This window comes from Streptomyces sp. ML-6 (assembly GCF_030116705.1).
Taxonomy (GTDB): domain Bacteria; phylum Actinomycetota; class Actinomycetes; order Streptomycetales; family Streptomycetaceae; genus Streptomyces.
In genome coordinates this window covers 7646485-7666742 of sequence record NZ_JAOTIK010000001.1, presented here as the reverse complement: position 1 = coordinate 7666742, position 20258 = coordinate 7646485, and the positions used below count along the sequence as shown (strand labels likewise).

Here is a 20258-nt window from a genome sequence, read left to right as displayed (position 1 = left end):
CGCGGGCCAACACCGCTTCCCGAGCCTTGGAACCCTTCGTTTCCGCTGGTCAACAACGTATCGATTCCGCACCACCAGCAGACGAAGAACCTCCTCGTGTCGTACTCGCCGAAGAAGCTGGGCTTCTTCTAGACGCACGGAAAAGGCGCCTGGCCTGGGTTTTCACCCGTCAGGCGCCTTTCGCTGCATCCGCTCTCGGCCGAGCCCGGCTTGCCTGCCGACTCCCCATTCATCCCACAGCCACCCCCTCCTGACCAGTGCTTCCGGACCAGTCACGGACCAAATCCCCTCTTCAGCCCTCATGTGCTTCACCTTGACCAACGCGCCGCCACCCGTTCATGGGCTGCTCGATGAGGCGGTTCGCCTGCTCTCGCAGGCCGTCGAAGAACTTGGCGCAGTGGCGGAAGAGAACCTCGATGCTCCGGCCTGCACGGCGGGCACATTCGGCCGGGTCCGCTCCAGGGCTTCGGCGTTGTCACATGATGCCCAGTTCATGACGGCCCATCAGCTCAATGGTGTCCCGGAACGTGACAGGCACGGCTTCCAAGATCATGGAGTTCTCCACGCCCCGTGATCCAAGTGGAAGACCGTGCCTGCCGACGCATCATCGCTGCCCCCCGCCTGCCCTTGACCAACTGCGCGAATCCGCCGGTCGGCCCCATGGATCGCCGACGCCCCGGAGTACGTACTCGAACAGGTCGGCGCCCGCCCCGATCCGCTTCTGTCCCGGCGGGCCCTGCCCGCCGGGACCACGGTCCGTCGGCTCCTGGCCCGTATCGACGGCGACGCGCCGGGCCGGGCCGTGGGGAGCCGGCTCGCGGACCGCCGGCCGAAGACAACCGGTGCCGCCGGGCTGCGCGGCCTGACCGTGGACGGCAACAGCCTGCGGAGTGCGTCCCGAGCGATGGGCCGGAAGATCCATCTGCTCGCCGCGCTGGAGCACAGCACCGGCCTGGTCCTGGCCCAGCTGGACGTCGGCGAGGGCTTTCCGCGAACACTTCGTGTTTCCCGCCCTCGCGCCGATGCGCATCGGCCGTGCCGCGCAGTACGCCGGCACGGCCGATGGTCCTGGCTGCTCTACTGGGCTGCGTAGGACTGCTTGACGTGCTGGGCGCACTCCTCGCGGGTGAGGAAGCCGTCCCCGTCGGCGTCGACCTGCTGGAACTCGTTGAGGGATTCCATCTGGGACAGCCCCTTGGCCTGCTGCCAGGTCAGCCATTCCCCCAGTGAGATCCTGCCATCGTTGTCGCTGTCGGCTGTCTCCAGAAGGGCCAGTTCGAAGGGGATGGCAACCTGGTCGCGGAAGTCCGGACGGCGGTACGAGGCGACGAACTCCCGCGCGGTGACCCGGCCGTCCCCGTCCGTGTCCGCGTCCTTCTGCAGCATGTGCCACAGCTTGTTGCCCAGGTCAGTCACCCGCCGCCATTCCGGGGAACCGGGATGGGCCGTGGTCCCTGCCAGCGCGCCCTGGACCAGCTGGTCGATGTCGACCTGGTCGATCACACCGTCGCCGTCGACGTCGATCTTCCTGAACATCGCCTGGAAACGGTTGCGTTCCGTCTGAGTCACCACAGGACCCACCTGTTCCTCTCCTATATCAGCGGAATACCGTGCGCAAACGTCCCATACCCTCTCGCCCACTACAGGGACATCACGCTGTTGATCACCCGAAAGGGGCCACCATGCACCGGCCTCTCTGACGACTCGGAGCGCTGCTGCGCACTCTGCGCCTGCCGCCGGGCCCTGATGCAAGGCGGCTCCTCGGGCATGCTCCCCGGCTGCGCGCCCCCGCCCGACTCGGCATGGCCCCGCTCGATCAGCGGCATGAGGTGCTCGTCCCGCAGCCGGCGGGCCGGCTGCGGCCGCTTCTTACGGGCGAAGTACGTCGACGGCGACAGGTCCGGCACCCGGCAGACGTGATCGCCCCCGAGGCCTCTGTCCCGCAGGTGGTCCATCACCTGCTCGGCCCCGTCCGGGGACGGTCGATCTCCTGGGCCAAAACACCGCAGCTGCTTTGAGGATCTCGTTCGCCCGTCTCAACTCCGCCACTTCCTTGCGGAGTTGTCTGAGCTCGTCCTGCTCGGCGATGGTCAGCCGGTCGTCGCACTCGCCGCGGTCGGCCTCGGCCTGGCGGACCAGCCGCACAGGGCCTCCTGGTGGATGCCGAGGTCCTTGGCGACGTGGGCGATCGGGCGGCCGGTGGTGCGGACCTCGCGGACCGCACGCTCGCGGAGCTCGTCCGGGTATTCACGGGGGGCTGCCATGGTGCTGACGGCTCTCCTTCGCCAGGACCATGCCCCTGGCACAAGGGACTCCACAAATCTCAGTACAGCTCGCCCTTTGAGGCCGCCGGGCCATCGCCTCAAGCCTTCCGCACCTCGTCCGCCTCCTTGCGGGCGCAGGCCGCGGCCGAATGGTCACCGGCCATGGTGTGTGCCGCGCCCAGAGTGTCGAGGCCGACGGCCAGCCACCTGCTGGAGCCGATCTGCCGCCAGAGCCCGACGGCGGCCTCGGCGCGTCTGCGGGCGGAGGCCGGACGGCCCACCGCGAGGTGGGCCTCGGCGAGGGCGTACAGCGTCGCGGCCTCGCCCCAGAGGTTGCCGAACTCCCGGTAGGTCCACAGGCTCCGGGCCAGCAGGCGGCGTCCTTCCCGGTGCTCGCCCTGCCGGACCATGACGTCCCCGAGCCAGCAGGTGGCGTGTGTGGCGCTGAGCCGGTCGCCGAGGTCCTCACTGATCGCGGCGGCCCGCCGGTAGGCGTCGGCGGCGGCCGAGTGGGCGCCGAGTGCCCGATGGCTCTGACCCAGACATCGCAGGGCCTGGGCCTCCCCCGGCCGGTAGCCCGCGCCCCGGCTGACCCGCAGGCACTTCGTGAACCGTTCGACGGCGGCCTCGACCCGGCCCTGCTCCAGGTCGATAACGCCGAGGCCGTTCGTCGCGTAGACGAGGCAGTTGACGTTGCCGGTCGATTCGGCGAGCCGGGCGGCCTCCTCGAAATGGTGCACGGCGGAGGAGTACTGCCCGAGGAGCCGGTGCACATAGGCGAGTCCCGCCGTGGCACCGGCCCGGTACGTGGGTGCCTGTCCCTCGGCATGCTGCAGGGCCTGCTCGAAGTGGTCCAGTGCTTCCGGGTAGCGGTCGAGGATGGTGGTGAGTTCGCCGAGGCAGCGGTGGACCTTCGCGGCGCTGTGGTGGTCGCCGCTGCTCAGGGCCGCTTCGAGGGCCCGGTTCTGGAGCCTCTCCCAGTCGTCGAAGTGGCTGCCGACCTGGAAGAGGGTCGTGAGGGCGGTGGCCAGTCCGGCAGCGGGTGCGACATTCCGCGCTCCGTCGAGCGCCTGCTCCGCCACGTCGATGAGGAACCGGCGTTCGTCGGTGAACCAGGCCAGCGGGTCGGCGAGCAACTGGGCGGATTCGGCCGCGGGCGGCTGCCAGGTAGCCAGGTCCAGCTGTGAAATGCCCTGGAAGTCGACACTGAGGGCGTCCGCGGCCCGGTCGGCGAGGTGCAGGCTTGCACTGAGCAGCCGGGTGAGCGCGGCCTCGCGATCCCGTTCGGGGACATCCTGCTCGGCCCGCTCCCTGCCGAACAGCCTTATCAAGTCGTGCAGTTGATAGCGAATGCCGGAGGTGTCCGTCGGCCCGATCTGTACGAGATGCACTTCGACCAGGTCGTCGAGGACGGCCTCCGCCTCGGCCAGCCCCGCGTCCAGCAGCGCGGCAAGCGCCCAGGCGGCGAAGCTCGGTCCGGGCAGCAGGGCGATCATCCGCAGGGCGTGCTGCGTCGCCGCGGTCATCTGCTGATAGGTGAGTTCGAGACTGGCCCGTACGGCGATATGGCCGACGGCCAGCTCGTCGAGCTTGCGCTGCTCGTCGGCGAGAGCGCGCGCCACCTTGGCCAGGGGCCAGCCCGGCCGGGCAGCCAGACGCGCACCCGCGACCCATACCGCCAGCGGAAGTCCGCCGCAGGTGTCCACGATGGCGCGGGCCGGTCCGGACTCCGCGTCGGTCCGGTCCCGGCCGAGCATCTCCCGCAGCAGGTCAAGTCCCGTCCCGGAGTCCAGCACGCCCAGGGGGAGCCTGCGGCAGCACAGTTCCGCCATGGTCGTCCGGCTGGTGATGATGGCGGCACAGCCCACCCCGCTGGGCAGGAGGTCGCTCACCTGCTGGACACCTGCGGCGTTGTCCAGGACGACCAGCGTCCGCTGCCCGGCCAGCAGGGTGCGGTAGAGATGGACCCGGTCCGTCAGCTCCGCAGGCACAGCACCGCCGGAGATGCCGAGCGCGCGGAGGAAGGTGCCGAGCACCGTGTACGGCTCGGCCGGTTCGTCGCCGAAGCCCCGCAGATCCGCGTGGAGCTGGCCGTCCGGGAAGCGCGCGGCGAGCAGATGCCCGGTCCGTACGGCGAAGGCGGTCTTGCCCACTCCGGCGGCGCCCGTGACCAGGAGCATCGACGGACCGGGCTGCTCCGCGCCGAGCAGCCGCCGGGCCTCGTCCACCTCGCCCTCCCGGCCGACGAAGAGTGACGGGCCCGCCGGGAGAAGCCGGGGTACCAGTTGGCGCACCATGGGCGGGCCGACCGCCGGGCCGTTCTTGCCGGCCGGTTGTGTGATGGCGGTGGGTGTGGCGGAGCGGGGCTCGGCCGGTTCGGGATCGCCGGCAAGGATCCGTTTGTGCAATCGCCGCAACGCCGCGCCGGGGTCGACACCCAGTTCGTGGGCGAGCCGCCGCCGAGCGCGCTCGTACACCTCCAGCGCCTCGGCCTGGCGCCCGCACCGGTAGAGGGCCAGGATCAGTTGCCCGGTCACCCGCTCGTCGAGTGGATACGACCGCACCCGGTCGGCCAGTTCGCTCACCATCCCGTCGTGCTGTCCCAGGCGCAGCCGCACATCGGCCAGCTCCAGCTGGGCGGCCAGCCGCTCGCCGTCGAGGAGATGCCTCTGCGCGTTGAACCACGGGGTGTCCACCCCGGCGAAAGCGCTGTCCCGCCACAGCGCCAGCGCCTCCCGCCACAACGCCTCCGACTGCCCGTCATCACCTGCCCTCCGCGCCCGGTCCGACAGTTCGCGGAAGCGGTGGGCGTCCACCGCCGAGGGCTCGACCACGAGCCGGTAGCCGCCGCCCCGCTCCCGGGTGATGGCCGTGCCGTCGGCCGCCAGCGCGTGCCGCAGTCGGGAAAGGTATCCGTACAGCGTCCGGCGGCCGTACCCCGGCTCGGTGTCCCCCCATACCCGTTCCACCAGCGTGTCGGCGGACAGCCCTTGATCCGCGTCGACGAGCAGCGCCCCCAGCACCCGCCGCTGCATCGCGTGCCCCACGTCGACGGGGCTCCCGTGCCGCCGTACCTCGATGGTCCCGAGGATCCCGAAGCGCGTGACCATCACACCCCCTGTGTCACCCGACAACCCCTACCGCACACTCTGGGCGCCACCGACCTGCGGATCCAGACGGATTCAAGCTTTTCCAAAAATTTACCGACGCCTGCCCGGCCCCTGTGCGCAGCACATACCCGGACCTCAGGAGAGTGGACATGCACCGAAAACTGGAAGCGCTGGGCACGGCGCTGCTCGGGGTCCTCGTTCCCCGGATCAAGGCCGCAGCAGGCTGTGGCTCCTGGCCCAGCTGCTGGCAGTGCTCCTCGGTGTGTGGCGGTTTCTGGGCTCCCTGTGAGGGGTGCACCGAGGGCATGCCGGACGAATCCGGCGAGTGGTTGTACTGCCGCTGCGCCGAGTGCTGACCGGAACACCCCGGTGCCGCGTCCGTGGTGAGAGCACCTGACCACGGCGTACGGCGGAGGTGCCCGAGTCCCGGAATCCGGCCTCCGTACCACCACCGGCTTCCGGGACTCGAGCCCACGGTGTCCGGCCGGCGACCGCCGAACACCGGTCGCAGGATCCTGGGGAGGCCCCTGATGCAGTACTTCGAGATCGGTGTCCGCCACCTGCTGGGGACGGTGTTCCTGACGTCGTTCCAACGGCAAACCGACCGGATCGGCGGCTGAGTCGCGCGTTCGTGAGCCGGATGGGCCTCACGAACGCGCTCCCGTCACCGAGCCGGGGGCCGGGCGATCACTGGCCCAGGGTCGTTGTCACGCCCCCGGCCTCCAGCTCGGTCCACGCGCCGGGATCCGTCTCTGGCATCACGGGGACACGAAGAAGGCGCCTGACCTGGGTTTTCACCCGTCAGGCGCCTTTTGCCGCGCCCGCTCTCGACCGAACCCGGCTTGCGCGCCAACTCCTCATCCCTCCCGCAGCTCCCCCTCCTGCCAAGGCGGTTCGCCTGCTCTCACAGGCCGTCGAGGAACTCAGTACTGCAACGGTGTTTGCTGGGCCGGGTGGAGCACATGCGCGTGCCTGAGTGCCGGGGAGAGGGAAACCTGTGACTGAAGCATCTTCCCACAGGGCCCAGAACCAGGAGTGGAGACGAACGATGGCCACCACGACAGGCGAGGCCCGGGCCGACATGGCACAACCGGCAAGCCTCCAGTTGCCGGGCATCGTGCTCGGGGTGGGAATGGGCGGCTTCCTCGATGGCATCCTGCTCCACCAGCTCCTGCGATGGCACCACATGCTCTCCAGTACCAACGAGGACCGCATCGGGGTGAAGTACTACAACCCCCATACTGTCCCCGGCCTGGAAATGAACACCCTCTGGGACGGCATCTTCCACACCGTGTGCTGGCTCGCGGTCCTTCTCGGACTCGCCATCCTGTACTCGCGGGTGACCCACAACCGGCTGCTGGTGTGGAAGTCCCGGGTGCTGTGGGGATGGATGCTCGTCGGCTGGGGCCTGTTCAACCTCGTCGAGGGCGTCCTGGACCACCACATCCTGGGCATCCACCACGTCTACGCCGGAGACGGCCAGGTCTGGTGGGACATCGGCTTCCTCGTCCTGGGCGCCCTGCTGGTGACCGGTGGCTACCTGCTCCAGCGCAGCGGCCGGCCCTTCGACCCGGACGCCACCGCCGAGCGGTACGAGGGCCGGCCCACCTGATGGATCACGGCATGGCCGCACACGGGCACACCGCGGGCAGCAGCCTCCTCGGGTGGCTGCTGCCCGTCCTCGTCCTGCTGGCCGCCGCCGGCATCTACCTGCTGCTTGCCCGCCGGGCTCGCCGCCGCAACCCGGTCCAGGGCTGGAGCCGGTGGCGGACCACCGGCTTCCTGACCGGCGCCGCCCTGCTCGGAGTGGCCCTGCTGCCGCCCGTGGCCCCGTTCGCGCACGAGGACTTCCGCGGCCACATGGTCCAACACATGCTCATCGGCATGTACGCGCCCCTCACGCTCGTCCTCGCGGCCCCCGTCACCCTCCTGCTGCGCACCCTGCCCCCGGCCCGGGGGCGGCAGCTGACTGCTGTACTGCACAGCCCGCCAGCCCGGGCGATCGCCCATCCGGTGGTCGCGCTTGCCCTCTCCACGGGCAGCCTCGCGGTGCTCTACTTCACCCCCCTCTACAACGCGACCGCAGGCAGCCCGGCCGCGCACTGGATGCTGCACGCGCACTTCCTGCTGTCCGGCTGCCTCTTCGCCCACGTCATCGCCGGTCCCGACCCGGCGCCCGCCCGTCCCGGGGTGCGTGCCCGGCTGCTCTGCCTCGGTATCGCCATCGCGGCGCACGCGGTGATCTCCCAGCTGATGTACGGCGGCTTCTGGGTCGACATCCACGCCCCCGTCCACCAGGTCCAGGGAGGCGCGGAGATCATGTACTACGGCGGTGACATCGCCGAACTGCTGCTGGCCGCTGCCCTGGTCGCCACCTGGCGCCCCGAACGCCGGCGCGCGGCACACCGTGAAGCTGTCGCACCCCGCGAGGCCACGGCACACCCCTGACGCCAGGCGGCAGGCAGTAGCAACGCCCCACTCGCCACCTCCTGCACCCCTGAGCCTCCCGGGGCAGGTGGGCCTCGGGAGGCTCAGGGCTTCTTGGCCCAGCTGTTGCCCATGGCCTTGCGGACGGCGTCCTTGGTGCGGTCCATGAGGGCTGCGACAGGGCCGAGGGCCAGGTTCTTCGCCCCGGACTCGACGCCCGGGTGGGGGCGGGCGGGCGCCATCGCCTCGGCGGCCTTGATGGCCTTGGCCATGACAGCCAGGTTGATGGCATCGGTACTGCGGTAGATGTGGGCGAACTCGTAGCGCTCCTCCGCCCGAGCGTGCTCCTGCACGTCCGTGCGCAGCGCCTTCAGCCGGGACAGGAAGTCCGGGTGGTCGGTGTCCGTCTCGTCCAGGGCCACGAGGGTCTCCTTGGCGGCCCTCTCCTCGGCGAGGCGGTCCTCGACGACCTGCTCGCCGCCCGGCAACGCACGCCGGGCGAAGGGGTGGACCACTTCTTCCTCGGCCGTCTCGTGCACGGCCAGCAACCGCACCAGGCGGCGGAACGCGTCCCGGCGCTCCTCGCCCGTGCTCTGTTCGACCTCGTCGAAGAGGTTGCGGACATCGCCGTGCCGGCGTTTGAGCAGGGCGACGACGTCGTTGTCCTTTGCCTGGTCGTCCCCGGCCTGTGGGGTGTGCAGCTCGGACATGTCGGCCCCTCCCCTACTTCTCGCCCTGTGCGGTGTCTGGGTGCTCGCCCTCGGTCTGGAGGCGGTACTCCTGGACCAGTAGGCGTGACAACCGGCTGAACCTCCCCGGGTTTTCGTATTCGACGGGGGAGGTCGCCTGTCCCCTCGTGAAGTCGTCGGTGGTTGTACCGGTCGGTTTACTCGGCCGTGGCGAGTTCAACGTCGGACAGTGTCTTCCCCGGCCGGCGGGGCTTGGTCAGCTCGGTTCCGAACAGGCCCCTCGTGCTCTCCATCAGGGCGTTGTCGTAGGCGTCACCCCTGTGCCCAGGCTGTTACAGGCTGGTGAGCAACTGTGGCGAGAGGTTCTTGATCATGGTGTTGGTCCAGCGCATCTGACGCAGCGTCCGGGGATGGCAGGAGGAGGCGAGGGCCAGGAGCCGGGTGTCCTTCGAAGCCTGTGCGGCCTGGGCGAGCATCTCCCAGTGCAGTGAGTTGTACGTCGCGGCCAGATGGGTTTCCCGCAGGTCGCGGAGGAGCAGCAGGCCGGGTTCGGGACGGTTTCCCGTCACTTCCGATGCCTTTTTCCGGAGCGCGGCGAACAGGCCGGGGGAGGAATTGCCGGGCGGGCCGTCGAGGTCCAGGTCGTAGTGGGTGGCGGTGTCTGCCAGGCGCTGGACGTGCTCCCGGGACCAGATGGCCACATCGGTGGCGACGTGGTGGATCTCGTGCTCGGTGCGGTGGCGCTCCGACAGCTTCATGAGGTCGTCGACGAGGTCTCGTTCGCCGTGGTGGAGGGTGCGCAGGGCGAGTTTGATGCCGTTCACCGGTCGCCTTCCTCGGTGTCGCGGGAGATGGCGGATTCCTGGGTGGCGTGCGCGGCGGGTCCGCCGGTGGTGGCCGGCACGCCGTGCGGGGCCGTCGGGGCGGAGGCTGTGGTGGTGGGCGCCGGTGCCGGGGTCCCGTCGCCGCGTGCGACGAGGGTGAGCGCGGCTGCGGCGGTCTTGAACACCGGTTGCTTGGAGGCGGGGTCCCAGTCGGTGATCGTGGTCTCGTTGGCCGCGCGGCCCGGCACGGTGGGCTCCGGGCCCACGCCGGTGGGGGTGTCCCAGTAGCCGTAGTGGAAGGGCACGAAGAGCACTCCCGGCCGCAGGCCGGTGACGCGCAGCCGGCCCTGGAGGGTGCCGCGCGGGGTGCTGACCTCGACCAGGTCCCCTTCACCGAGGCCGGCCCGTGCCGCGTCATCCGCGGATGCTTCGACCCACACGTCGGGGGCCGCCGCGTTCAGCTGGGGCGCGCGCCCGGTCTTGGTGCGGGTGTGGAAGTGGTAGAGGGTGCGTCCGGTGGTCAGCTGGAAGGGGTGGTCGCGGGTCGGGGCCTCGTGGGGTGGCAGGTAGGCGGCGGCTTTGATCATGGCTTTGCCGTCGGGGTTGAGGGAGCGGTATTCCACCGCGCTGTCCGCCGCTCCGGTCACCAGGTCCTTGCCGTAGTTCTCGCACACGTCGGGGTGGGCCCAGGTGATGCCGTGGGTGTAGAGGCGTTCGGTGCCGCCGGGAGCCTGTCCGTTGACGGGCCACTGGATGCCGCTGCCGCCCCGGAGCATGCCGTAGGACAGGCCGGTGTAGTCGCACGGACGGTCGGCGCTGCACCGCTTCCACGCCTCGAACGCCGACTCGGGGTCGTGCCAGGTGATCAGCGGGCCGCCGTCCTTGTCGCGGAAGTCCATCCGTCGGGCGTAGTCGAGGAAGATGTCGAGGTCGGGCCTGGCCTCACCGGGCGGCTCGACGGCCTTGTCCGAGAGGTGCACCGTGCGGTCGGCATTGGTGAACGTGCCGGTCTTCTCCCCCCAGGTCGCCGCGGGCAGCACGACGTCGGCGTACCATGCCGTCTCGGTGAGGAAGAGGTCCTGGACGACGACGAACAGGCGCTCCTGGGCGAGGATCGAGCGGATGCGGGACAGTTCGGGCAGGGACACGGCGGGGTTGGTGCCGCTGATCCACAACATGCGGATCGACCCCTGTTCGGCGTAGCGGAACATCTGCAGGGCGTGGGTGGGCGGCGCGTAGTGGGGAATCGTCGACGGTTCGACGTTCCAGACCCTTGCCAGATCCTCGACGTGGGCGTCGTTCTGCCAGTTGCGGAAGCCGGGGAGGTCCCCGTCGGCCCCGCATTCGCGGGTGTTCTGGGCGGTGGGCTGTCCGTTCATCTGGAACACCCCGGCGCCCGGCCTGCCCAGCATGCCCCGGATCAGATGGAGGTTGTTGACCTGCACGGCCGCCGCCGTGGCCTGGTGGGACTGGTAGACGCCCTGCAGCACCGTGGACAGCAGTCGGTCGGCGGTGCCCAGGAGTTCGGCGGCCTCGACGATCCGGGAGGCCGGGACGTCGCAGATGCCGGCCGCCCATTCCGGGGTGCAGTCCTCGACCCGGGCCGCGAGCTCGTCGAAGCCGACCGTGTGCGTCCGGACGTACTCGTGGTCGATGCGGTCGGTGCGGATGACCTCGTGCAGGAGGGCGTTGAGCAATGCTACGTTCGTGCCGATGCGGGGGGCCAGGTGCACGGCGGCCCTGCGGGCCACCGGAGTGGGCCGGGGGTCGACGCAGAGCAGACGGGGAGGGTCGGCGCCCTCCAGCCGGTCGAGGACGCGCATCCACTGCACGGGCTGCGTCTCGGCGATGTTGTGGCCGAAGAGCGCGATGACGTCGGCGTGGTCGATGTCGTCATAACTTCCCGGCTGCCCGTCACAGCCGAAGGACTCCTTCAGCGCCTCGGCCGCCGTCGAGGTGCACAGGCGCGTGTTGCCGTCCAGGTGGTTCGTCCCGATGCCGGCCCGGGCCAGGACCGCGAGGGTGTAGTACTCCTCCAGGAACAGCTGCCCACTGGTGTAGAAGCCGATCGAGCCCGGACCTTGCTCGCCGAGCAGTTCGCGGGAGCGGGACACGACCCGGCCCATCGCGGTCTCCCAGTCGGCCTCCACCAGTCGCCCGCCCTCACGGACCAGTGGGCGGGTCAGCCGGTCGGGCGAGGCGTTGGCCTGCCAGCCGAAGAGATCCTTGGGGCCGAGCCTGCCGCGGTTGACCCGGTCGACCGCCCGCCCCCGCACCCCGACCATCCGGCCGTCGACCACCGCGATATCCATGGCATCCCCGTCGGAGTGCAGGATCGAGGCTGCCTGCACCCAGCGTTGCACCATCCCGGCCTCCACCCCTTCGGCGAGATGGGTGTCCACCCGGGCCGGCCACGGCTCGTGACGCCCATGCGGCACACGGCCGCCCCACGGATCCCCGATCCGGTCCACCGAAGGCTTCACCGCTGTCCCCTTGCCCACTTGTCGACGGCTTCCCCTTGTACGCCTGAACCGCAGACCTGGACATGAACCACGGCCAGGGGTACTGCCCTGTCACCCGGATACAGGCAGGCGACGGGGCCGTCTGCGGAGGCGCTTCCGGGGGGTGGTTCCGGCCCGCCGGCCAGGAGCCGGAGGCGCCGCCCTCCGGACGGGCTGCTCGCCCCGGCCCGCCGGTTCGAGACCGTCCCCGATCGCGCCACGTCCTTCTTCGGTCAAAGGGCGAGTTCTCCCCGGCTTCCGGGCCGGTGGTCCCGTGCGGTGGCCGGTCCGCCCGCCGCCAGGGCACGGGCGGGGGCGGGCTGTTCGCCGGGACGACTCCGGTGCACGGGGCTCGGGACGTCACGTCGTCGCATGGGCCGCTCCTCGGGAGAGTGGTCGCATCGATCGTCGGCCTGAAGTATCGCCACGGCCATGGTCCGGGGCCGCCGCAATTCTGCTCCGCAGAAAGGCGGAAGGATCCGCAGGGCGGTGTGGCATGTACGAGCGACGCGGCTCACCCGCGCGGCCCGTACGGTCTGTCAGTCTCCGGCGGCGATCGCCTCGCCGAGCGCGGCGAGGGAGTCGGCCAGCTGGTCCATCCACACCGACACCGGCTGCCCGGCGTCGGACTGGAGGGCCACGAAGGCGCCGTCGTAGCCGGCCATGCCGAAGGGCGCCAGGGTCCGCGCGATCGTGTCGGCGGTCTCCTCGCCCAGCCCCGCGAAGGACGAGCGGATCATGTGCGCCATGTAGGCGCGCCCCTCGTCGCGGACCGCGTTCACGGTCTGCAGCGCCTCCGGCGCCTCCGCCGCCTCACGGCTCATCACCAGGACGAACAGCAGGCGGAGGAACTCCTCGCCGTTCTCCATGACGTCGCCCGTCCGGCGCAGGTACCACCGGAGCAGATCACGCGGGCTGCCCTCGGCGGGCGGGTTGCGGTGTGCTTCGCGCATGGCGGCGAAGAAGGCTTGCGCGCCCTGCTCCATGACCGCGGAGAGCAGCCCGGCCTTGGATGCGAAGTGGTGGTAGAAGGCGCTCTTCGGCAGGCCGGTCTCCTTGACGAGCACCGACATCGGCGTTCCGGCGTAGCCGCGCACGGACATCACGCGGGCGGCCGCGTCGAGAATCTCCTGCCGTGACCGGCGGCCGCGGCGGTTGGTTCGTGCCTCCGGCGTGGGCGGCTCGCTCTTTTCCACCCACCGGAGTGTAGGCGAGGCCGGTTCCCGCGTCTCCGCCACAACCCGGCCGTACGGCGTTCACCGCGGCGCTCCGGTGCCGCCCGCACAGGAAATTTACTGCCAGGAATCTCTTGACGTGGCGCGGAGGTGCGCTGATACGTTCAAAAACGTACCGACCGATCGGTCCAAAACTTCCCCCTCTCTGCGTTCGAGCCTGACCCACGGAGCCCGCGCATGACCAAGAACTACGACGCGGATATCGCGATTGTCGGGTATGGCCCGACCGGTGTGATCGCCGCACTCACCCTCGCCCGGCACGGCATCTCCGCCGTCGCTCTCGAACGGGATCGGGACATCTACCCCCGGGCCCGTGCCGTGACGGTCAACGACTGGACGATGCGGATCTTCCAGGATCTCGGCATCGACGAGCGGATCGAGAGGGTGATCGATCCACAGCGGGCCCTGCGCTGGATGACCTACGACCGCACCGAGATCATGCGGATCGAGCATCCGCCGTCCACTCTCGGCCGCACCCCGCGCTTCTACAACATCTACCAGCCGACGATGGAGGCCGAACTGCGCGCGGCCGTCCAGGACCGGTACGCGGACCTGGTCACCGTGCACTACGGGGACGAGGTCACCGGCATCGAGCAGGACGCCGACGGCGTCACGGTCACCTCGACCGCCGACGGTGTCACCCGCACGACCCGCGCCCGGTACGCGATCGGCGCCGACGGCGGCAGCAGCGCCACCCGCGGCCGCATCGGCTGCAAGCTGCTCGGCGACACCGACGACGTCACCTGGGTGGTCATCGACTGTCACGTCAAACGCTGGTGGCCCGACCGCGACTTCCTGACCTTCTGGTCCGACAAGGAGCGCCCGGTCGTCGACATCGCCCTGTCCGCGGGCAACCATCGCTGGGAGATCCCGCTCAAGCCCGACGAGACCCCGGCGGACTATCCGACGAGCGCCGAACTCTGGCCGCTCCTCAAGGCGCTCGGCGTCTCCGAGGACGACGTCGACATCCACCAGCACGCCTTCTACCAGCACCACGTCCGCATGGCCGACACCTTCCGCCAGGGGCGGGTGTTCCTGGCCGGCGACGCAGCGCACCTGATGCCGCCGTGGGCCGGCGCCGGCATGCAGACCGGCATGCGCGACGCCCACGACCTGGGCTGGAAGCTCGCCCGCGTGCTCAAGGGCGAGCTGCCCGAGGGCTGGCTCGACACGTACGAGGCGGAGCGGCGCCCCAACGCCGCCTTCTACACCGGCCTCGCGGTCGGTCTGGGCCGGGTGATCAAGCAGGAGGTCTCCGCGGAGGAGCAGGCCGCGATGAACGCGGTGCCCGAGAACACGGTCACCCCGTTCGAGCCGCCGCTGACCGCCCCGCCGGTCCTCGCGGGCGGCTGGATCCGCGGCGAGACCGGCGATGCCAGCGTCATCGGCCGCATGATCCCGCAACCCGTCATCGGAGACACCGCGGGCCGGATGGCCCGCCTCGACGAACACCTCGGCCACCACTTCGTGCTGCTCGGCGACGACGTCGACCCGGCGACCCTGCTGTCGGCCGAGGAGAAGGCCGGCTGGGACACGCTCGGCGCCCACTACCGAGCGGTGCGTCCGAAGACCGCGCACACCCGGGGCCCGCACGAACTCGTCGACCTGGACGAGGTCGTCCTGCCCTGGATGCGCCGGTACGGCGCCCGGGTGATCGCGGTCCGCCCGGACCGTTTCGTCGCCGCCGCCGACACCCACGGCCTCGCCGTGCCCGCCCTCTGACCAAGCCCTGCGAAGCCTGCGAACAAGGAGAAGTGTCTTGTCCGGTGTGAAAGAACTCGGGTACGTCGTCTACGAGGTGAGCAGCCTCGCCGACTGGGAGCGCTTCGGCGTCGACCTGCTCGGCATGCAGCTCGGCGAGCGGACCGACAATGGCTTCACGCTGCGTACCGACGAGAAGGCCCACCGCTGGGTGATCACCGAGGGCCCCGCCGACGACCTGGTGGCGACCGGTTACGAGGTCGAGGGCGCGGCTGCGCTCGACGCGCTGGTCGCGCGACTGCGCGCGGCCGGTGCCGAGGTCGCGGAGGGCGACACGGCGCTCGCCGCCGCCCGCAAGGTGGACCGGATCTTCGTCACCACCGACCCGATGGGCAACCGGATCGAGCTGGTCAACGGCCTGGCCGACGCCGCCACCCCGTTCGCGTCCGCGTCGCTGCTCGGCGGCTTCGTGACCGGCGCCGGCGGCGCGGGCCACCAGGTCCTGCTCGCCCACGGGGTCTCCCGCGAGACCTATCTGGGCTTCTACGTCGACCTGCTCGGCTTCAAGATCAGCGACATCATCGTCGAGGAACTCGCCCCGGGCATCGTGGCCGACCTGATCTTCCTGCACTGCAACGGCCGTCATCACACCGTGGCCTTCGGCGACATGCCGCACCCGAAGAAGACCCACCACTTCATGGTCGAGGTCGACGACATCCGCGACGTCGGCCTGGCCTACGACCGGTGCATGGATGCCAAGCAGCCGTTCGAGATGACGCTCGGCATGCATCCGAACGACCACATGTTCAGCTTCTACGTCCTCACGCCGTCCGGATTCAGCGTCGAGTACGGCTGGGGCGGGCTGATCATCGACGACGAGACCTGGGAGGTGCGGACGCTCGACCGGCTGCACAGCTGGGGCCACCGTCCGCCGGGCGTGGTCGCCGACCTGCTCGCCGCCGCCCCGAACCCCATGGAAGAGAACCACTGATGAGCATCGACCCCCGGGACATCGCCCGCACCGTCCAGACACCCGACTGGAAGCTCCGCTACTACGAGGCGGGCTCCGGCCACCCGGTCGTCCTGCTGCACGGCAGCGGCCCCGGCGCCACCGGCTGGAGCAACTTCGCCGGCAACATCGAGGCCCTGGCCGAGCACTTCCACGTGTACGCGGTCGACATGCCGGGCTGGGGCGAATCGGACGCCGCCACCGTCGACCGGCTCGACCACGTCGAGGCCGCCATCCAGTTCCTGGACGCCCTCGGCATCGACAAGGCGGCCTTCGTCGGGAACTCGATGGGCGGCCAGACCTCGCTCCGCCTCGCCACCCAGCACCCCGAGCGGATCTCCCACCTGATCACCATGGGCCCGCCGGTCGGCAAGCTGCCCACCCTCTTCGGCCCGGGCGGCGGCCCGTCCGAGGGCCTCAAGGTCCTGATCGAGGCGTACCGGGACGCCGGCCCGGAGAACATGCGCAGGCTCGTCGAGATCATGGTCTACGACAAGGACCGGTTCGCCACCCCCGAGCTGTGCAAGGCCCGTTCGGACGCGGCCCTGGCCCGCCCCGAACACCTGCGCAACTACGTGGACGGCCTGCCCCAGGGCGCCCCGCTGCCCAAGTGGGTCAAGCCGGAACTGCTGCCGACGATTCAGGTGCCGACCCTGCTGATCCACGGCCGCGACGACCGCGTCGTCTCCTACGAGACCTCGCTGTTCCTGCTCGCGAACATCCCGAACAGCCGCCTGGTGGTGCTCAACCACTGCGGGCACTGGGCGATGATCGAGCACGCCGACGAGTTCAACCGGCTGGTCGTCGACTTCGTCGCCAACAACTGACGTCCGACCCCCAAGGGCCTGTACGACACCGCCGCGCCGGCGGGGTCGTACAGGCCCTTGTCCGTGGTCAGGAGCCCTCCTCGGCCAGATCCTTCTCCAGTGCGCGCGCCGCCGCCTCCAGCGTGGAGACCAGGGACCTCAGGCGGTGGGGGTCGTAACGCACGCTGGGCAGGGAGACCGACAGGCCGGCCAGCGCGGCACCGTCCCGGTCGCGCACCGGTACGCCGACGGCGGCCAGACCGCGCTCGGACCGGCCCCGGTTGACGGCGAATCCGCTGCGCCGCAGCCGCTCCAGCTCCGCCCGCAGCCGGTCGAGGTCCGGGCGGTCGGCCCGGCGGTCCCCGTACCGCTCGGCGGCGTACACCTCCTCCAGCTCCGTGTCGGAGAGTTCGGCGAGCAGCAGCAGGCCCGCCGTGGTGCGGTGGGCCGGGAAGACCATGCCCTCCCGGGAGCCGACCCGCAGGGCCTGCCCGCACTCGACGCTGGCGATGAACCGCACGGTGTCCCCGGTCCGCACCGTCAGGTTCGCGGTCTCGTCGAGGAGGTCGACGACCCGGTGCAGATGCGGGAGGGCAACGGCGCGCAGTCGCGAGACCTCGGACTGGGAGTACGAGGCGAGTTCGAGGACCGGGCCCGCGCGGTAGTCGCGGTCCTCGCCCTGCACGGCGAAGTCCCGGTAGACCAGCATCGCCAGGATGCGGTGGGCCGTGGACCGCGCGACGCCCAGACGCTCGGCGATCTGCGACACGCTCGCGCTGCCCTCCAGCTGGAGGATGGTCGCCGCCCGCAGTGCGTGGTCGACGCTGGCGATGGGGTAGGGCGGCGGGGTCTTGAGCGGCTTGTCCATGACGTACTCCCGGTCAGCTGTTCTGCTCTCCAGAATCTACCTGTTCCTCATGGAAGAACCGAGCAGGCTGAATCCGTGACGCACTCCTCTCTGGCCCATGACCTCGCCCCTGACCTCGGCTCGGGCTCCCCGGTGCGGCTGCAGGCCGTCGCCGCGGAGGGACAGCCCGAGGTCACCCCGGCGCTCGAAGAGCTCTACCGGGGCTTCGAACACGAACTGCTCGTCCCGCTGTGGACCGAGATCGGCGACCTGATGCCGGCCCACCCGCGCTCGCACGCCGTCCCGCACCTGTGGCGATGGGACCGGCTCCGGGAACTCGCGGCGCAGGCCGGTGACCTCGTCCCGGTCGGCCGCGGCGGCGAGCGCCGCGCCATCGCCCTGGCCAACCCCGCCCTCGGCGGGCGCCCGTTCGCCACCCCGACGCTGTGGGCGGCCATCCAGTACCTGATGCCGGGCGAGGACGCCCCCGAGCACCGCCACACCCAGCACGCCTTCCGCTTCGTCGTCGAGGGCTCGGGCGTGTGGACGGTCGTCGGCGGCGATCCCGTACCGATGCGGCGCGGCGACTTTCTCCCGCAGGCCGGCTGGAACTGGCACGCCCACCACAACGCCACCTCCGCGCCGATGGCCTGGATCGACGGCCTGGACATCCCCTTCCAGTACGCCACCGAGGCCCAGTTCTTCGAGTTCGGCCGCGACGAGATCAGTGACGCCGAGCGGACCACGCCCGAGCGGTCGCGCTCCGAGCGGTTGTGGGCCCATCCGGGTCTGCGCCCGCTCTCGGCCACCCCCACGACTCCGGGCAGCCCGCTGCTCTCGTACAAGTGGGAGTACACCGACGCCGCGTTGCGCGACCAACTGCTCCTGGAGAAGGAGGGGTTCGAAGGCACCGTCGAGCCCGGCCATGCCGCGGTCCGCTACACCAACCCGCACGACGGCACCGACGTCCTGCCGACCCTCCGCGCCGAGTTCCACCGAGTCGCCCGCGGCGCCGGGACCGCTCCCGTCCGCGAGACCGGATCCTCCGTCTACCAGGTCTTCGACGGCTCCGGCGTGGTGACCGTCGGGGAGCGGTCCTGGACGGTCAGCCGCGGCGACCTGTTCGTCGTCCCGTCCTGGGAACCCTTCTCCGCCTGCTCCGAGGCCGGCCGGTCGGACTCCGACTCGGGCGCCCTGGACCTCTTCCGCTTCTCCGACGCGCCCGTCTTCGAGGCGCTCCGACTCCACCGCACCCAGAAGGACGCCTGACCATGAAGCTCGCCACCCTCCGCACCGCGACCGGCACCCGGGCGGTCCGCCTCGACGGCGAGGTCCACGTCGATCTCGGGTACACCGACCTGGGCGAGCTGTTCGCCCGGGACGGCTGGCGGGCCGAGGCCGCCGCCGCGACCGGCCCCACGTACCCCGTCTCCGGGGCGGACTTCGCCCCGGTCGTCCCGAACCCCTCCAAGGTCGTCTGCGTCGGCCACAACTACACCAACCACATCAAGGAGATGGGCCGGGACCTCCCCGCCCACCCGACGCTCTTCCCGAAGTTCGCCGACACCCTCATCGGCGCGCACGACGACATCGTCAAGCCGGCCGAGACCGACGCCCTCGACTGGGAGGTCGAACTGGCCCTCGTGATCGGCAAGCAGGTGCGCCGCGCCGACGAGCAGCGGGCCGCCGACGCCATCGCCGGATTCACCGTCATGAACGACATCTCGGCGCGCGACTGGCAGTTCCGCACCATCGAGTGGACCCAGGGCAAGATCTGGGAGGCGACCACCCCGGTCGGTCCGTACGTCGTCACCCCCGACGAGGTCGGCGGCGTCCGCCCCGCCCTCGAGGTCAGGACGGTCGTCGACGGACAGGTCATGCAGCAGGACGACACCGGCACGCTGCTGTTCGACCCGGTCTTCCTCGTCCAGTACATCTCCACCGTGATCACTCTGCGGCCGGGCGACATCATCGCCACCGGTACCCCGGCGGGCGTCGGCAACGCCCGCGACCCCAAGGTCTTCCTGGTGCCCGGCCGGCGCGTGGTCACCGAGATCACCGGTCTCGGCTCCTGCACCAACGAGGTGGTCGCACCATGACGAACAGCACCCGCACCGGCGCGCGCACCTTCGACGACGCCCGCCGCTGGGCCCTGATCGGCGCCGAGCTGATCTCCGACGCCGTCGCCGGTCTCGAGGACGGCGGGTACGCGGCGCCCACCGCCCTGCCCGGCTGGACCCGCGCCCACGTCGCCGCCCATGTGGCCGCGAACGCCGAGGCGCTGTCCAACCTGGTCCACTGGGCCGCCACCGGCGAACCCACGCCGATGTACGCCTCGCCCGAGGAGCGCGCCGCCGGGATCGAACGCGGCCGCGCCCTGCCGGCCGCCGAGCTGTCCGCCTGGCTGCGCCGTTCGGCGGACGCGCTGGAGGCGCGGATGGACCGGCTGACCGACGAGCAGTGGCGGCACGAGGTCGTCACGGCCCAGGGCCGGACCGTTCCCGCCACCGAACTGCCCTGGATGCGCTCGCGCGAGGTGTGCGTCCACGCCGTCGACCTGGCGACCGGCGTCTCCTTCGCCGATCTGCCGGCCGGCTTCCTCGCCGCACTGTGCGACGACGTCACCGCCAGGCGTGCCGCCTCCCCCGGCCCGGCCGTCACCCTGCGCGCCCCGGCCGCCGGGGCCGTCTGGGAGCTGCCGGGCGACGGCGAGAGCATCGGGATCACCGGTGAACTGCACGACATCGCGGCCTACTTGACCGGACGGGGCACCGCACTGCGCGCCGCGGACGGCTCCCCCGCCCCGGCCCTTGCCGCCTGGCTCTGATCCGGGCCCGCCCCGCAC

At 70.8% G+C, this 20258-nt stretch carries 18 protein-coding genes; 10 read left to right on the top strand and 8 right to left on the bottom strand.

Features of this window, described 5'->3' with window-relative positions; genetic code table 11:
* Positions 1 to 313: 313 nt before the first annotated feature.
* The gene (locus OCT49_RS33525) at positions 314 to 574 is read left to right on the top strand and encodes a hypothetical protein (protein WP_283855553.1); all 261 of its coding nucleotides are present in this window, start codon (positions 314 to 316) and stop codon (positions 572 to 574) included.
* A 503-nt stretch (positions 575 to 1077) separates the two neighbouring features.
* Here OCT49_RS33525 and OCT49_RS33520 read toward each other — a convergent pair.
* From OCT49_RS33520 to OCT49_RS33510, 3 genes are all read right to left on the bottom strand, one after another.
* Positions 1078 to 1569 carry an EF-hand domain-containing protein gene (locus OCT49_RS33520; RefSeq protein ID WP_283855552.1) on the bottom strand — a complete coding sequence of 164 codons (492 nt, stop codon included), beginning with the start codon at positions 1567 to 1569 and terminating at the stop codon, positions 1078 to 1080.
* Positions 1570 to 2090: 521 nt separating this feature from the next.
* Entirely contained in the window at positions 2091 to 2264 is a 174-nt protein-coding gene (locus tag OCT49_RS33515; protein ID WP_283855551.1) for a transposase, read from the bottom strand.
* 98 nt (positions 2265 to 2362) lie between these two features.
* Positions 2363 to 5374 carry an AfsR/SARP family transcriptional regulator gene (locus OCT49_RS33510; RefSeq protein ID WP_283855550.1) on the bottom strand — a complete coding sequence of 1004 codons (3012 nt, stop codon included), beginning with the start codon at positions 5372 to 5374 and terminating at the stop codon, positions 2363 to 2365.
* 149 nt (positions 5375 to 5523) lie between these two features.
* Here OCT49_RS33510 and OCT49_RS33505 point away from each other — a divergent pair, with 149 nt between their 5' ends.
* From OCT49_RS33505 to OCT49_RS33495, 3 genes are all read left to right on the top strand, one after another.
* Positions 5524 to 5730 (top strand): hypothetical protein, encoded by a 207-nt coding sequence (locus OCT49_RS33505; protein WP_283855549.1) that lies wholly within the window; start codon positions 5524 to 5526, stop codon positions 5728 to 5730.
* A gap of 692 nt (positions 5731 to 6422) precedes the next feature.
* On the top strand, positions 6423 to 6986 hold the full coding sequence (locus tag OCT49_RS33500) for a DUF2243 domain-containing protein (RefSeq protein ID WP_283855548.1): 564 nt from the start codon (positions 6423 to 6425) through the stop codon (positions 6984 to 6986).
* Positions 6987 to 6997: 11 nt separating this feature from the next.
* On the top strand, positions 6998 to 7822 hold the full coding sequence (locus tag OCT49_RS33495) for a cytochrome c oxidase assembly protein (RefSeq protein ID WP_283855547.1): 825 nt from the start codon (positions 6998 to 7000) through the stop codon (positions 7820 to 7822).
* An 83-nt stretch (positions 7823 to 7905) separates the two neighbouring features.
* Here the strand turns inward: OCT49_RS33495 and OCT49_RS33490 are convergent, their stop codons facing one another.
* From OCT49_RS33490 to OCT49_RS33475, 4 genes are all read right to left on the bottom strand, one after another.
* Positions 7906 to 8511: a hemerythrin domain-containing protein gene (locus OCT49_RS33490; protein ID WP_283855546.1), complete on the bottom strand. Its 606-nt coding sequence runs from the start codon at positions 8509 to 8511 to the stop codon at positions 7906 to 7908.
* Between the two features lie 311 nt (positions 8512 to 8822).
* On the bottom strand, positions 8823 to 9314 hold the full coding sequence (locus OCT49_RS33485) for a hypothetical protein (RefSeq protein ID WP_283855545.1): 492 nt from the start codon (positions 9312 to 9314) through the stop codon (positions 8823 to 8825).
* Positions 9311 to 11797: a molybdopterin oxidoreductase family protein gene (locus OCT49_RS33480; RefSeq protein ID WP_283855544.1), complete on the bottom strand. Its 2487-nt coding sequence runs from the start codon at positions 11795 to 11797 to the stop codon at positions 9311 to 9313. Before OCT49_RS33480 ends, OCT49_RS33485 begins: the two co-directional genes overlap by 4 nt.
* 557 nt (positions 11798 to 12354) lie before the next feature.
* Positions 12355 to 13011 carry a TetR/AcrR family transcriptional regulator gene (locus OCT49_RS33475; protein WP_283855543.1) on the bottom strand — a complete coding sequence of 219 codons (657 nt, stop codon included), beginning with the start codon at positions 13009 to 13011 and terminating at the stop codon, positions 12355 to 12357.
* A gap of 216 nt (positions 13012 to 13227) precedes the next feature.
* On the opposite strand from OCT49_RS33475, the gene OCT49_RS33470 reads away from it, so the two are divergent.
* The 3 genes from OCT49_RS33470 to OCT49_RS33460 are packed head-to-tail and all read left to right on the top strand — an operon-like array spanning position 13228 to position 16587.
* Positions 13228 to 14772 (top strand): FAD-dependent monooxygenase, encoded by a 1545-nt coding sequence (locus OCT49_RS33470; protein ID WP_283855542.1) that lies wholly within the window; start codon positions 13228 to 13230, stop codon positions 14770 to 14772.
* A 46-nt stretch (positions 14773 to 14818) separates the two neighbouring features.
* A complete protein-coding gene (locus OCT49_RS33465; protein ID WP_283856021.1) occupies positions 14819 to 15742 on the top strand; it encodes a VOC family protein in 924 nt (307 codons plus the stop codon).
* Positions 15742 to 16587 carry an alpha/beta fold hydrolase gene (locus OCT49_RS33460; RefSeq protein ID WP_283855541.1) on the top strand — a complete coding sequence of 282 codons (846 nt, stop codon included), beginning with the start codon at positions 15742 to 15744 and terminating at the stop codon, positions 16585 to 16587. The genes OCT49_RS33465 and OCT49_RS33460 overlap by 1 nt, the downstream gene beginning before the upstream one ends.
* A gap of 67 nt (positions 16588 to 16654) precedes the next feature.
* Here the strand turns inward: OCT49_RS33460 and OCT49_RS33455 are convergent, their stop codons facing one another.
* Entirely contained in the window at positions 16655 to 17434 is a 780-nt protein-coding gene (locus OCT49_RS33455) for an IclR family transcriptional regulator (RefSeq protein WP_283855540.1), read from the bottom strand.
* A gap of 75 nt (positions 17435 to 17509) precedes the next feature.
* Here OCT49_RS33455 and OCT49_RS33450 point away from each other — a divergent pair, with 75 nt between their 5' ends.
* Genes OCT49_RS33450 through OCT49_RS33440 form a run of 3 tightly spaced genes read left to right on the top strand, consistent with a single transcriptional unit; the run spans position 17510 to position 20240 of the window.
* Positions 17510 to 18682, top strand: coding sequence for a cupin domain-containing protein (locus tag OCT49_RS33450; protein WP_283855539.1), 1173 nt, complete (start codon positions 17510 to 17512; stop codon positions 18680 to 18682).
* A 2-nt stretch (positions 18683 to 18684) separates the two neighbouring features.
* A complete protein-coding gene (locus tag OCT49_RS33445) occupies positions 18685 to 19512 on the top strand; it encodes a fumarylacetoacetate hydrolase family protein (protein WP_283855538.1) in 828 nt (275 codons plus the stop codon).
* Positions 19509 to 20240, top strand: a complete 732-nt coding sequence (locus tag OCT49_RS33440; RefSeq protein WP_283855537.1) for a maleylpyruvate isomerase family mycothiol-dependent enzyme — start codon at positions 19509 to 19511, stop codon at positions 20238 to 20240. The genes OCT49_RS33445 and OCT49_RS33440 overlap by 4 nt, the downstream gene beginning before the upstream one ends.
* Positions 20241 to 20258 lie beyond the last annotated feature (18 nt).

Bases quoted from the DNA above. Each gene is read 5' to 3' on its own strand.
- OCT49_RS33515 (WP_283855551.1), bottom strand. From the start codon at position 2,264: ATGGCAGCCCCCCGTGAATACCCGGACGAGCTCCGCGAGCGTGCGGTC.
- OCT49_RS33510 (WP_283855550.1), bottom strand. From the start codon at position 5,374: ATGGTCACGCGCTTCGGGATCCTCGGGACCATCGAGGTACGGCGGCAC.
- OCT49_RS33505 (WP_283855549.1), top strand. From the start codon at position 5,524: ATGCACCGAAAACTGGAAGCGCTGGGCACGGCGCTGCTCGGGGTCCTC.
- OCT49_RS33500 (WP_283855548.1), top strand. From the start codon at position 6,423: ATGGCCACCACGACAGGCGAGGCCCGGGCCGACATGGCACAACCGGCA.
- OCT49_RS33495 (WP_283855547.1), top strand. From the start codon at position 6,998: ATGGCCGCACACGGGCACACCGCGGGCAGCAGCCTCCTCGGGTGGCTG.
- OCT49_RS33490 (WP_283855546.1), bottom strand. From the start codon at position 8,511: ATGTCCGAGCTGCACACCCCACAGGCCGGGGACGACCAGGCAAAGGAC.
- OCT49_RS33470 (WP_283855542.1), top strand. From the start codon at position 13,228: ATGACCAAGAACTACGACGCGGATATCGCGATTGTCGGGTATGGCCCG.
- OCT49_RS33460 (WP_283855541.1), top strand. From the start codon at position 15,742: ATGAGCATCGACCCCCGGGACATCGCCCGCACCGTCCAGACACCCGAC.
- OCT49_RS33455 (WP_283855540.1), bottom strand. From the start codon at position 17,434: ATGGACAAGCCGCTCAAGACCCCGCCGCCCTACCCCATCGCCAGCGTC.
- OCT49_RS33445 (WP_283855538.1), top strand. From the start codon at position 18,685: ATGAAGCTCGCCACCCTCCGCACCGCGACCGGCACCCGGGCGGTCCGC.
- OCT49_RS33440 (WP_283855537.1), top strand. From the start codon at position 19,509: ATGACGAACAGCACCCGCACCGGCGCGCGCACCTTCGACGACGCCCGC.